Raw genomic sequence first — 12,144 nt, forward strand, 5'->3', positions numbered from 1 at the left:
ACAGTCTCAGCTGTTCTTTTCAGTAAGATATCTATATTGGTAGAAACGCTCTGCATATTCAGTGACTGTTCTGGTCAGCTGATAGTTGGCTGTGGCGCCAATTGTCATTGAGATCACCGGATAACCGCCTGCGCGTTTATTTTTAAACATTTTAATAGCAAGTGTTTTAAACAATTGAAGGCCCGGTCCCTCAAGCCAGCGTTCATTTGTCAGCTCATCACTGCCGGTAAAAAAGTAGTCGCTTTGGACGTGATGCAGCGTATCAATCAGATCATCCCATGCCTCACCCTGAAATTTTCTGGGCAATGTGGATGCATGAAATACTTTCAGTGCAATCGTCATTTCATAAGGTGTATGGACATCGCGCCCGTATGCAGATGCAGTAAATTGAATGGCACGTATATTAATAATTAATAATGCAACCAGGTCACTTAAAAAGGCTGCTGCGCCTCCTGAGCCTGCAATTCCACCCTGAAGAAATGAATATAGTCTGTGCCGGCCGCTTTGCTGCAGTGAAAGATAGTTCAGCTGATCAATCGAAAGCCTGCGTATATCCTCTACCTGCGTGATGGAATCATCGAACGCTTTAGCCGTTCTCAATATGTTTTCTCTTTCATCCTGCTGGAGCTGAAACCCCTGCATGGTGCTATGTATATGAAACAAAGATGTATCGATGTGCGCAAAAATTTCTTTTTTTATGTCCTCAGGTAATAGTGAGAAAGAGCGTTCAATCCATTTTGAATAGACATTTGTCAGATCGTTGCCTGATCTTTCATTCAGTGATTGTCTCCAGAGCTCAATTTCCTGATACACTTCCTGATCGCGTGCTGACCAGCTCATAAAAACCACCCCGCTTATCTTTTGCTTCATTATACTATTTATCAGAAATTTTTACAGATACAAAAAAGGCACACCAATGATCGCTCATAGATGTGCCTTCTCTAAAATTGATTATGTTAATCGCAGGACGTCACGTGCGATCATAACTTCTTCATCAGTCGGAATCACGATGACTTTAACTGGTGAGTGCGGGTAGTTAATGAATGCTTCTTCACCGCGTGTCTTATTTAATGCAGGATCCCAATATACGCCCATGAACTCCAGACCTTTTAATACTTCAGCACGGATTACGTCACTATTTTCACCAATTCCTGCCGTGAAAATAATCGCGTCCACGCCATTCATACGCGCAGCATATGAGCCGATATATTTGTGAATACGGTTTGAGAATACATCTAGTGCAAGCTTGGCACGTTCATTTCCTTCAGCAGACTGAATCTCGATATCACGAAGGTCACTTGAGAATCCTGATACTCCAAGCATACCTGACTGCTTATTCAGTACGTTCAATACGCCTTCAGCTGTCTGGTCAGTTTTTTCCATAATAAATGGAATCAATGCAGGGTCAATATTACCGCTTCGCGTACCCATTGTAACGCCGGCAAGCGGTGTGAAGCCCATTGAAGTATCAATTGAATGACCGCCTTCAATTGCAGCGATACTCGCACCGTTACCAAGGTGACATGAGATCAGACGAAGCTGTTCAAGCGGACGTCCAAGCATTTCAGATGCACGTTGTGATACATATTTATGAGAAGTACCGTGGAAACCGTATTTACGGATACCAAAGTCTTTATAATAATCATAAGGAAGGCTGTATAAAAATGAGCTTTCCGGCATTGTCTGATGGAACGCTGTATCAAATACTGCTACGGCAGGTACATTTGGCAATACGTTTTGGAAGGCTTTAATTCCTGTGATATTTGCAGGGTTATGAAGAGGTGCAAGCTCTGAAAGTTCTTCAAACTTTGCAATTGCTTCATCTGTAATGACTACTGAATCGCTGTATACTTCACCGCCGTGAACGACGCGGTGCCCTACACCATTGATCTCATCGAGTGATTGAATGATACCTGCAGATGTCAGCTTATCAAGCAACAGCTTAACAGCTACTTCATGGTCAGGGATATCTGTCACTTCTTTTTGCTTTTCCCCATCTACTGAAATTGTAAATACACTATCATTTAACCCGATTCGTTCAATTAATCCTTTTGTAATAACTTCTTCAGAGGGCATGTCAAAAAGCTGAAACTTCAATGAAGAGCTTCCTGCGTTAATTGCGATGACTTTAGTCATAAATAAATTCGCTCCTTTTATTATGAAAACGTAGGTAATCATTATATACCCAGTTAAACAATTTACTATCCATGTTCATTTAATCACTCTCACCACCAGGCTTCAAGAGAAAGCTTGCTGTGGCAACGTTTACATGTAAAAGTGTTTATTTTCAGAATACATTTATAGAAAAAAGACTGAAACATTTAGTCTCAGTCTTAATAACCGTTGCACTGCGCTGCAGGCGGTGCTTTCCGCGGGAACGGCGGTGAGCCTCCTCGAGCTTCGCACTGCGGGGTCTCACCTGTCCGTTTTATCCCGCTGGAGTCACCGCCTTCCGCTTCGTTTCACTGAATATCTAATTCGCACTATTACATTTGATCCTGAAAAGTTTTAAATTATTTGTTCTCTTTCATCCACTGCTGGATCTTTGCCATCATGTTTTGCACAGCAGGGCCGTTAGAAAGTTTTGGCATATCAGCAAGAAGTACCTGCTTAGGCGGTTTAGTACCCTCACCCTGCTTTTGCAGAATCAGAATGCTTTTTGCAGACTGTTCATTTTTGAACAGTGACTGAGGCAATTTTATCAGTCCCTGTATATGCGCCTCTTCTTTCAGGAATTCGTGAAGCTGTCCTGCAAGAGGGGATTCAAATAAACCATTCGGTACAAGGAAGAATAGATATCCTCCTGTTTTCACATGCTTGATTGCCTGTTCAATAAATAAGTGATGCGCATAGGAATGGCCCTCTTTTGCCTGAAGCTGATAGTCAGCCGCTCTCACATCATTTGGATAGTACCCTACCGGAAGATCACTGATGACGGCATCTGCCGGGTCAATAAAAAGCGGTTCAAGTGCATCCTGGGTATACAGATGAATTGGCTGTTCAGAGAGATTAGCTCCTGTGTATGCCAGACGGATCAAGACTTCATCGATCTCAACGCCGTGTGCCACTTCCACTTTTCCATCCAGCTGATTCATAATGGATAGAATAAGGTTGGCTGTTCCGAGTGCAGGGTCAAGAAGGGTGATTTTTTCCTCACCTTCTGTGAACTTTTCAAGCAGATAACCGATGACCATTGCAATTGAATCAGGTGTCATCTGATGATTTGGCTGCGTGTGCTCCTTCATACCTTTTAAAACAGCAAGCTGGAATGCTTTTCTTCTGTCATCCCGTGAGAATGATTCGAGCGTCATACCGCGGTATTTGAGTTCAAGCCTCTGCTTCAGTTCAGGATCTGAATCTTCAACTGTGCCGGTAAACCAGTGCTCACCAGTCTCAGCAAGTGCTTCTAAATATGAAAGTGAATGAACACGCTGTATGTCTTCTGCTGTTTCATTCAATAATGTAAAAATAGATTCTACAGGTGATATGCTCATAATATTGTGCCTCCTGTTTAATTTCTGACGTTTCATTTTAACACGTAAATAAAAAAAAGAAAGCCATGACGGCTTCCTTTTAAGATTACTCTGCTTTTTGGGCAGCTTCAATTGCCGCTTCGTAGTCAGGGTGATCGGTTGCTTCTTTCACGTATTCAACGTACGCTACTTGGTCATTTGTATCAATGACGAATACAGCACGTGCCAGCAGGCGCATTTCTTGAATCGCTACCCCATAGGCTTTTCCAAAAGACAGATCGCGGTGATCAGATAATGTAATGACGTGCTCTAGACCGCTGTCACCACACCAACGTTTCTGTGCAAATGGAAGGTCAACAGAAATCGTAAGTACTTCTGTGTTTGAAAGCTTTGAAGCTTCTTCATTGAATTTGCGAGTCTGTGCATCACAGACGCCTGTATCGAGTGATGGTACAACGCTGATAATTTTTACTTTTTCAGCAGAGTCCTTCAGATGAAATGGTGACAGATCGTTTGCAAGCACTGTGAATTCGGGTGCCTGATCCCCAACCTTCACTTCTTCACCAAGTAATGTAACCGGGTTGTTTTTAAATGTTATAGAAGCCATGAAAATCCTCCTTCAGTATATGTATTCATTTTAATCATACTGAAAGGCGGAAGTATCAATCAACTAATATGATTGATCCTGGCGAAATGCATCTGTAATTCTGCTGACTGTATCAGGTGCCATATCCATTAATTTCTCGAGCAGATGAGCGCCCTCATTCATATGATGCAGATGAATACCGTCTTTCCCTACAATCAGAAAAGCGACAGGTGTAATCGATACGCCTCCCCCGCTGCCACCGCCAAAGGGAAGTTCAGCCACTTCTTCGTAAGTCGTCTGATAATCACTGCCTCCCGCTGCAAATCCGAACCTGACCCGTGAAACTGTCATAATTGTACTGCCGTCTGCGGTTTCAACCGGATCCCCGATGATCGTGTTTACATCTACCATTTCCTTCAGCTGTTCCATCGCTGTTGTCATGACGCCTTCAATTGGATGCTCCAACAAAGCCACCTGCTTTCTTTCGTTTTTTCAGTCTGCTGCCAAATCTCCTGATCAGCAGCATCATTCCTGCCCTAATAAGATGTCCAGCCGATACTGATATTATGCAGCTGAGATCCGCAGAAAAATGCTTCAGGGTGCCGGGTTTGATTGAAAACTGAGGCAGTGTATTCAGCCGGATGACTCTCGATAGCTGCTGAACGAATAGAGCCTGAGTGATCGCAAGCCCGCCATTTAGCCACGCATTCCAATCCGGACGCTCAAGCCCTGCACCAGCAGATACATGAAAAGAATCAATACTGAAGCCTTTCAAAGTTCCAGCTGCGCAATGCTTGAGATGATGAATCTTCTCTTTTACTATAAGAAATTTAGTTTTCATATTCCGTATATCATTTTTAGTAAACGTTTTCTTCTCATGATTCACTTTATACTCAGGGTTATATGACAGCTCAATTGGAATAGTCCATTGTTTGATAAGCACCTTCATGATTTTAATGTTTATGGTAATCTTTAAAGATTTACCTTTACAAACAGCAGTTATTGCACACTTCAAACGGACAAACAACAATAGTGGCAAACATAACAAAAAGAGCAGCTTGATCATAGACTCCACCTCTATGATAAACTGCCCTTCTTTTGTTCAATTATACTTTTACAGCTTCAGCTCTGATGACTGTTCTTTCATGCACCACTGTTGTATCAGCAAACAGATCATGTACACCCTGCTTCTTTGGTGTGAATCCAGCTACGATATAAAGTAATGCCAAAAATGGAATGCCGAAAAATGTGATAGCTGTATAAATGTAACGTCCTGCGAGCTCTCTGATCAGTACGGTTACCCATCCAGGTTTCGCACCGTCTTTTGATATCACTTTTAATCCGAAAATCATCTTTCCGAGAGTCTGGCTGAAGAACTTTGTCATCAGTACAAAATAAGCAAAAAAGACAATGGCAGTAGCGATATTCACGCCGCTGAACATGCCGCTTCCCATTTCAAGACCGCTCAATCTGAATACCGGATAAATCAGCAGACCGTTAAGCGCCCCGATTACGAGCAGATCGAATAAAAACGCGCATACTCTGATCCAGAACCCGCCGTAATGAGGGAGGAAAACTTGAGTTTCCGGCTGATAGGTTTCATTCATTTCCATAAAGCTTCCTCCTTTTAATCAGCATATAAATACATCGGGCGCGGACCGCCTGTTTGACTCATCACTTCTGAAAGAATCTGTCCTTCCAAACCGCCAAATGATTTTTGCACCTGAAGTGACAGCAGTGAACTTAAGTCGTTTGGCATACCGTAATGAATGACAGATGCATTTTCCATATCCAGATCTGTTTTAAGAGCACTGATCACATCTTCCTCATAACCGAATTCGTCGATGAGGTTCAGTTCAAGCGCCTGCACACCGTTATAAATACGGCCATCCGCCAATTCACGAACGCGGTCTTCCGGCATATCACGGCCATTTGCAATGACATCCACAAAACCATCGTATGAATCATTCAGAATACTGCGGACGATTTCAAGGTCCGCTTCCTGAACTTCTTCACCAGGGTTTAACATATCCTTAAACTCCCCTGATGTAACTGTGACAAATTCCACGCCATAATTCTCCGCAAGTTCACTGTAGTTGATGCTCTGCAGTACAACACCGAGTGAACCGGTCATTGTTTCTCTGCTCGCATAGATTTTATCAGCAGGTGCTGCCACGTAATAACCGCCTGAAGTTGCCTGAGCTCCCATAGAAACGTAGACGGTTTTACCAGTTTCCTGAATTTCAAGAATTTTATCGTGGATCTGTGCACTTTCAACTACACCGCCACCTGGTGTATTCACACTTAATACGATTCCCTTAATCGTATCGTCATCTTTTACCTGATTGAGCTGATTCATAAAATGAGTGTGGTTGTAGCCGGCTGCACCAAGCAGGCCTCCCGCTTCACCTGTATCCTGAATCGTTCCATTCAGGTCAATGACAGCAATTCTGTCACTTGCACTCCCGGCTTCAAGAATTTCTTCAGAAAGACCTCCTGACGTTTCAAAGCCTGCAAACATTTCATCAAAGTTAGTCGACAGTGCTGCAGTCGCAAAATTGATTCCTGCTGATACGACAAATAAAAATGCAGCAATGCCGAGCGCAATCCATCTTTTAGCATTCATATTGAAAACCTCCTGGATAATCTCTCTTATCTATACGTTCTTCTTTCAGATATGTTTCATTTCATGATACACTTTAATCAATCTTTTTGTATGTTTTGTTTACACAACATTCTTTAAAGTTTGATTTGGAGGTATTCACATGACTGAAAGAAGAAATATTTACTTTTATGCACGTAAAACTGAACAGGCCAAAGAACATCTGAGAATGCTCGAGGAACTTGCTGAGCGTTATCATTTCAATGTTGTTCAGGATTATAAAATCGCAAACATTATTGTCAGCCTTGGCGGTGACGGTGCTTTCCTTCAGGCTGTCAGAAAAACCGGTTTCAGACAGGACTGTCTGTATGCAGGTGTATCTGACTCAGGGAAAAAGAGTCTCTACTGTGATTTCCATGTAGATGATGTCTCATCCATGATTGAAGCAATGACACAGGATCAGATTGAAATCAGAAAGTATCCGACAATCAAGGTTACTGTAGATGATGAGACGAGCTTCCATTGTCTGAATGAATTCAGTATCCGTTCAGGTATCATCAAAACATTCGTCATGGATGTACATATTGATGATCTTCACTTTGAAACGTTCCGTGGGGATGGAATGATCATTTCAACTCCTACAGGCAGTTCGGCGTATAACAAATCTGTCGGCGGTGCTGTGGTAGACCCTATGCTTCCATGTATGCAGGTCAGTGAACTCGCATCTGTGAACAGTAACCGCTTCAGAACGCTTGGCTCTTCATTCATACTGAGCGGTCAGCGCAAACTGCGCCTGTCCGTGACTCAGGACGGTAATGATTACCCTGTCATGGGCCTTGATAATGAAGCACTTGGTATCAGTCACGTTCATCATGTGGATCTTGTATTGAGTGACCAGATTGTTAAAACCGTGAAACTGAAAGATAATTCCTTCTGGGAAAAAGTTAAAAGAACATTTCTTTAAGAGAAAAGCTGCGGTCATTGAACCGCAGCTTTTACTGTTTCTGCATTTTGACACGCCTTGAGATTCTTACTCTTGAAAGTGTAAAAACCGTCAGACTGAGCCAGATAAATACAAACGAAATCAGGTCAATCAATGAAAAAGGCTCCCCGTAAAGAAATACGCCGAGAATCAGTGTCAAAGTTGGTGCAATATACTGCAGGAATCCAACCATAAAGAGCGGAATTCTCTGTGCCCCATTTGCAAATAACAGGAGAGGAACAGCCGTCACTGCTCCGGCCCCAAATAACAGCAAATCTGTACCGATTGAGACATGAAACAGAGATAACAGATCTGCCTGCTGTAAATAAGCAAGGTAGATCAGCGCAATCGGCATGATCGTCAGCGTCTCCAGCGTCAGTCCGACTGCTGCATTAACACGGAGCACTTTTTTCACCAGTCCATACAAACCGAATGAAAATGCCAGCGCAAAAGCAATCCAGGGAAATTCACCATATGAGATCGTTAAGATCAATACGCCGATCAGCGCTAAAATAAACGATACGATTTGTGCTTTAGATAACACTTCTTTTAAAATAAATACACCAAGCAGTACTGAAACCAGTGGATTAATATAATACCCCAAACTTGCTTCTACCATTTGTTCAGAGTTTACTGCCCATATATAGACAAACCAGTTAATACTGATTAGAACTGATGCAGCAACTAAAGCAGCAAAAAGTTTCGGCCGTTTAAAAAGAGAGAGTGCCTCTTTTTTAAAATGACTAAACTGCTTTGTGACAATCAGTAACACCAGCATAAACCAGAACGACCAGAAAATTCTGTTTGCCAAAATCTCGTCAGCAGATACATGCTGAACAAACTTCCAGTATAAAGGAAGCAGTCCCCATAATGTATAAGCAAGGGCAGTATAAATTATACCTTTTCTTTCTTCATTCTCCATCATACCACCCATTCATTCAGACGATTAGACAGGTCTCGAATAGACCGTTTTACCATCTACAATTGTACGTTCTATATTCAGTGTCAGAAGACTTTCAGGACCTTCTTTAAAAGGATCAGAGCTGAGAACAGTGAAATCAGCTGCAAAACCAGGTTTAATTACACCCCTGTCATGCTCATGATGGCACGCATAGGCACTTCCTTTTGTGAACAGTGAGATCCCTTCATACATACTCAGCTTTTCACTTTCACCGTAAACTGTTCCTGGTTCCTCAGGCTTCGTTCTTGTCACAGCTGCATGAATGCCGAGAAGCGGTGAGACAGGTTCAATTGGTGCATCAGATCCTCCTGCACAGGCTATTCCCCTGTTCCGCAGGGTTTTCCATGCATAGTTCCATTTCATTCTGTCCTGCCCAATCCGTTCTTCCACCCACGGGAAATCAGATGGCACGAATCTCGGCTGAATATCAAGAACGATTGGCAGCTTTTCAGCTCTTTTGATCAGTTCTTCATCCAGAATCTGCGCATGAATCAGTCTGTCTCTTTCACCATTTGAAGGAAAAGCTTCAATCGCATCAAGCATATACTCAAATGCCTGATCACCAATTGTATGCACCGCAACCGGCATATCATATTGTCTTGCTTTCCAGACGAGCTGCTTCAGTTTTTCAGGTGAATGAATGGCTACACCCTTTTCTCCAGGCGCATCTGCATAACCATTTTTCAGCAGTGCTGTCCGTCCACCAAGCGCACCGTCAGCAAATATTTTCATCGCACCAAATTCCACGTAGCGCGAACCTGATCTGAATGAGTGCCCCTGTCTGTGCCAGTCTTCAATGACATGATGGTGAACCAGCAGATGTGCGCGGAACGGACGTCCCTCTTCTTCAATTACTTTCTGAAAAGCACGGTATGTACGCGTGAAATCACCATAATAACTCAGGTCTTCAGTATGGCCTCCTGTTAGCCCTAGTGACCAGGCATGCTCAAGTGCTTTTCTTAATGCATTCTGAATGTATTCATCCTCTATAGGAGGCAGTGCAGGAATCATCAGGTCCTGAGCCTGATCCTTCAATTGCCCTGTCAGCCTGCCATCTTTCTTTTCAATCACGCCGCCTTCAGGGTCAGGTGTCTGTTCATCAATTCTTGCCAGGAATAATGCAAATGAATTGACCACGACTGCATGACGGCAGATTCTCTTCAACATAACCGGGTGATCCGGAGCAATTTCATCAAGCTCTGCAGCTGTTGGTACTGAAGAGTCCTCCCACTGGTTTTCATTCCAGCCGTCTCCCTGAATCCATTCTCCTTTTGGCAGCTCCTGTGCTTTTTTCTTTACAGCATCTAGTACTTCCTGTCTGGACTTCATCTCTGATAGGTCAAGTTTCAGCAGGGTTTCTCCCACCCCCACAATATGTAAATGACTATCGACAAATCCCGGAAACATGGTCTTGCCATTCAGGTCAATCGTAGTAATATCCTGACTGCCTGCTAAAGCTGACAGTTCTGCTTCCGTACCGACTGCTTTTATTTTACCGTTACTCGTTAAAACAGCATCTGCTGTTGCATCTTCCTGCTCCATGGTATAAATTGTTCCATTTTTAAATAGTTGCAGCATATCAGATCCCTCATCTTTCAACACATTTATTCTCAGTGTACAAAAAATATTTCGAAAGATGAAGTGTTTGGGCTTTCATTCTGTAGAGAATTGAAGAAAAAAAGCAAATGGGTAAGCTGTAATAAGCAGGAGAAAGTAATAGCTGCTGGGGGTGGGGTTTGTCAGGTCTGTGCAGACTATGGGGCCGAATAAATCAAAAGGTGATTGAATGATTTTGATACCTGTTAGAATTAATAACAAAGGTGAAGCAAATCATTCATCCTCTTGCAAATAATATTAAAGCTAATAGAATTATCATAAAAGGTGATCGAATTAAACGTAAAGGTCACAGTATTTATTCAAAAGGTAACTTAATCCAGACGCAAACTGTCATCCAGCAGCCGGACGAAAAACTTCGACTTGCACAAAAAACAGCAGGCTCAGCGCCTGCTGTTCTTCATTTCATTATTTCTGGTATCCGCTAAGCTGTTGTTCAGCCATCTGAACTAGACGCTTAGTGATTTCTCCACCTACTGAACCGTTTGCGCGTGATGTAGAGTCAGCTCCAAGCTGTACGCCGAATTCAGTAGCAATTTCGTATTTCATCTGATCAAGAGCTTGTTCTACACCTGGAACAACAAGCTGGTTTGAGCTTCTGTTTGCCATGTGCTATCACCTCCTTGTGAGATTAGAATGTGCAATAACACACGGCTTATTAATGGTAAATGTTCCTAAGAAATTTTCATCTTATAAAGTAGTCAACATTTGATCAAAATAGCGCTGAATCAGTTTCACTTTCAGCGTTGTAGCCTGGTTTCAATGTGATGACTTCTGTTTGGTCCACAGCTTTTTGAATCATGTCATCAAAATCGATAAAGCTTTCATAAAACGCCACTTTTTCTGTCTTCGGTCTTGTTTTTGGTGCTGCAGGTGTAAAGATGGTACAGCAATCTTCAAAAGGCAGGATCGAGGTTTCGTACGTACCGATTTCTTTAGCAATGTCTATGATTTCCGTTTTATCTGATGAGATAAGCGGACGCAGTACAGGCGTGTTGGTTACGGCATTGATTGCTTCCATACTCTCAAGCGTTTGGCTGGCAACCTGACCGAGGCTTTCTCCTGTCACAATGGCTTTTGAGTTTGTTTTTTTCTTTAATTCATCTGCAATGCGAAGCATCATTCTTCTGGTTGATGTCATTGTATAATTTTCCGGCACCTGCTGATGAATGGTCTGCTGAATATCTGTAAAAGGTACAATATGCAGTTTGACAGATCCTGAGAACCCTGCGAGTTCAGAAGCGAGCATTTTCACTTTTTCTTTAGATTTCTCACTTGTAAACGGAGGGCTGAAAAAGTGCACAGCTTCCAGCTCCACGCCTCTTTTCATCATCTGATAGCCTGCAACCGGACTGTCGAGACCGCCTGAGAGCATCAGCACAGCTTTGTTACCGGAGCCGATTGGCATCCCGCCTGCTCCCTGGATCGTTTGGGCTGATAAATAAACCGCTTCACTTCTGACTTCAACTGTCAGTTCAACTTCGGGACGTTTCATTTCAACTTTTAATCCGGGTACCTGTCTTAATACATGAGATCCGATTTCATAATTCAATTCATTTGTATCAAGCGGGTAAGTTTTATCCGATCTTCTTGCTTTCACTTTGAATAAAGTGCCCTCAGAAACAACAGAACTTACAAGATCAACTGCATTTCTTTTTACTTCATCAAGATCGCGGTCTGATTTAATGACAGGACTGAATGACTGAATACCAAATATGATTTTCAGTCTGTCCATTACCTGGTCTGCTTCATCAGGATTATTCAGCTCAAGGTGCATTCTGTCTCTGCCTGATTCAATGTGAAAAGGTGTGAGATCAGAGCAGGAATCTGCTATATTCTGCTGAAGCCTTTTAATAAATTTATTGCGGTTTCTTCCCTTTGTAGAGATTTCCCCGTAACGGATTAAAATCCGGTCAATTTGCATCT

The 12,144-nt window shown here is 42.6% G+C and carries 13 protein-coding genes; 1 reads left to right on the top strand and 12 read right to left on the bottom strand.

Features of this window, described 5'->3' with window-relative positions; translation table 11 throughout:
* Positions 1-6: 6 nt before the first annotated feature.
* The 8 genes from JOD21_RS07930 to sppA form a co-directional block, all read right to left on the bottom strand.
* The gene (locus JOD21_RS07930) at positions 7-840 is read right to left on the bottom strand and encodes an EcsC family protein (RefSeq protein ID WP_204729085.1); all 834 of its coding nucleotides are present in this window, start codon (positions 838-840) and stop codon (positions 7-9) included.
* A 111-nt stretch (positions 841-951) separates the two neighbouring features.
* Positions 952-2,136 carry an acetate kinase gene (locus tag JOD21_RS07935; protein WP_204729086.1) on the bottom strand — a complete coding sequence of 395 codons (1,185 nt, stop codon included), beginning with the start codon at positions 2,134-2,136 and terminating at the stop codon, positions 952-954.
* A 377-nt stretch (positions 2,137-2,513) separates the two neighbouring features.
* Complete coding sequence (locus tag JOD21_RS07940) at positions 2,514-3,494, bottom strand: class I SAM-dependent methyltransferase (protein ID WP_204729087.1); 981 nt, start codon at positions 3,492-3,494, stop codon at positions 2,514-2,516.
* 85 nt (positions 3,495-3,579) lie between these two features.
* Positions 3,580-4,080, bottom strand: coding sequence for a thiol peroxidase (gene tpx, locus JOD21_RS07945; protein WP_204729088.1), 501 nt, complete (start codon positions 4,078-4,080; stop codon positions 3,580-3,582).
* Positions 4,081-4,143: 63 nt separating this feature from the next.
* Complete coding sequence (gene ytfJ / locus JOD21_RS07950) at positions 4,144-4,527, bottom strand: GerW family sporulation protein (RefSeq protein ID WP_041120907.1); 384 nt, start codon at positions 4,525-4,527, stop codon at positions 4,144-4,146.
* On the bottom strand, positions 4,508-4,834 hold the full coding sequence (locus JOD21_RS07955; protein ID WP_204729089.1) for a hypothetical protein: 327 nt from the start codon (positions 4,832-4,834) through the stop codon (positions 4,508-4,510). The genes ytfJ and JOD21_RS07955 overlap by 20 nt, the downstream gene beginning before the upstream one ends.
* 331 nt (positions 4,835-5,165) lie before the next feature.
* The gene (locus JOD21_RS07960; RefSeq protein ID WP_204729090.1) at positions 5,166-5,672 is read right to left on the bottom strand and encodes an RDD family protein; all 507 of its coding nucleotides are present in this window, start codon (positions 5,670-5,672) and stop codon (positions 5,166-5,168) included.
* A 14-nt stretch (positions 5,673-5,686) separates the two neighbouring features.
* Positions 5,687-6,685, bottom strand: coding sequence for a signal peptide peptidase SppA (gene sppA, locus JOD21_RS07965; RefSeq protein WP_204729091.1), 999 nt, complete (start codon positions 6,683-6,685; stop codon positions 5,687-5,689).
* 139 nt (positions 6,686-6,824) lie between these two features.
* Between sppA and JOD21_RS07970 the strand changes: the two genes are divergently transcribed.
* The gene (locus JOD21_RS07970; protein WP_041120903.1) at positions 6,825-7,625 is read left to right on the top strand and encodes an NAD kinase; all 801 of its coding nucleotides are present in this window, start codon (positions 6,825-6,827) and stop codon (positions 7,623-7,625) included.
* Between the two features lie 31 nt (positions 7,626-7,656).
* On the opposite strand, the gene rarD is transcribed toward JOD21_RS07970, so the two are convergent.
* From rarD to thiI, 4 genes are all read right to left on the bottom strand, one after another.
* Positions 7,657-8,565 (bottom strand): EamA family transporter RarD, encoded by a 909-nt coding sequence (gene rarD, locus JOD21_RS07975; protein ID WP_338032886.1) that lies wholly within the window; start codon positions 8,563-8,565, stop codon positions 7,657-7,659.
* Positions 8,566-8,589: 24 nt separating this feature from the next.
* Positions 8,590-10,182, bottom strand: a complete 1,593-nt coding sequence (locus JOD21_RS07980) for an amidohydrolase (protein WP_204729093.1) — start codon at positions 10,180-10,182, stop codon at positions 8,590-8,592.
* Positions 10,183-10,626: 444 nt separating this feature from the next.
* The gene (locus JOD21_RS07985; RefSeq protein WP_041120899.1) at positions 10,627-10,827 is read right to left on the bottom strand and encodes an alpha/beta-type small acid-soluble spore protein; all 201 of its coding nucleotides are present in this window, start codon (positions 10,825-10,827) and stop codon (positions 10,627-10,629) included.
* A gap of 103 nt (positions 10,828-10,930) precedes the next feature.
* Positions 10,931-12,142 (bottom strand): tRNA uracil 4-sulfurtransferase ThiI, encoded by a 1,212-nt coding sequence (gene thiI / locus JOD21_RS07990; RefSeq protein WP_204729094.1) that lies wholly within the window; start codon positions 12,140-12,142, stop codon positions 10,931-10,933.
* Positions 12,143-12,144 lie beyond the last annotated feature (2 nt).

Source organism: Jeotgalibacillus terrae, from assembly GCF_016908195.1.
Lineage (GTDB): Bacteria > Bacillota > Bacilli > Bacillales > Jeotgalibacillaceae > Jeotgalibacillus > Jeotgalibacillus terrae.

What these genes read in the sequence shown, in the direction of transcription:
- JOD21_RS07930 (WP_204729085.1), bottom strand. Translation starts at nt 840, where the DNA reads ATGAGCTGGTCAGCACGCGATCAGGAAGTGTATCAGGAAATTGAGCTC.
- JOD21_RS07985 (WP_041120899.1), bottom strand. Translation starts at nt 10,827, where the DNA reads ATGGCAAACAGAAGCTCAAACCAGCTTGTTGTTCCAGGTGTAGAACAA.
- thiI (WP_204729094.1), bottom strand. Translation starts at nt 12,142, where the DNA reads ATGCAAATTGACCGGATTTTAATCCGTTACGGGGAAATCTCTACAAAG.
- tpx (WP_204729088.1), bottom strand. Translation starts at nt 4,080, where the DNA reads ATGGCTTCTATAACATTTAAAAACAACCCGGTTACATTACTTGGTGAA.
- JOD21_RS07940 (WP_204729087.1), bottom strand. Translation starts at nt 3,494, where the DNA reads ATGAGCATATCACCTGTAGAATCTATTTTTACATTATTGAATGAAACA.
- JOD21_RS07970 (WP_041120903.1), top strand. Translation starts at nt 6,825, where the DNA reads ATGACTGAAAGAAGAAATATTTACTTTTATGCACGTAAAACTGAACAG.
- JOD21_RS07935 (WP_204729086.1), bottom strand. Translation starts at nt 2,136, where the DNA reads ATGACTAAAGTCATCGCAATTAACGCAGGAAGCTCTTCATTGAAGTTT.
- rarD (WP_338032886.1), bottom strand. Translation starts at nt 8,565, where the DNA reads ATGGAGAATGAAGAAAGAAAAGGTATAATTTATACTGCCCTTGCTTAT.
- sppA (WP_204729091.1), bottom strand. Translation starts at nt 6,685, where the DNA reads ATGAATGCTAAAAGATGGATTGCGCTCGGCATTGCTGCATTTTTATTT.
- JOD21_RS07960 (WP_204729090.1), bottom strand. Translation starts at nt 5,672, where the DNA reads ATGGAAATGAATGAAACCTATCAGCCGGAAACTCAAGTTTTCCTCCCT.
- JOD21_RS07980 (WP_204729093.1), bottom strand. Translation starts at nt 10,182, where the DNA reads ATGCTGCAACTATTTAAAAATGGAACAATTTATACCATGGAGCAGGAA.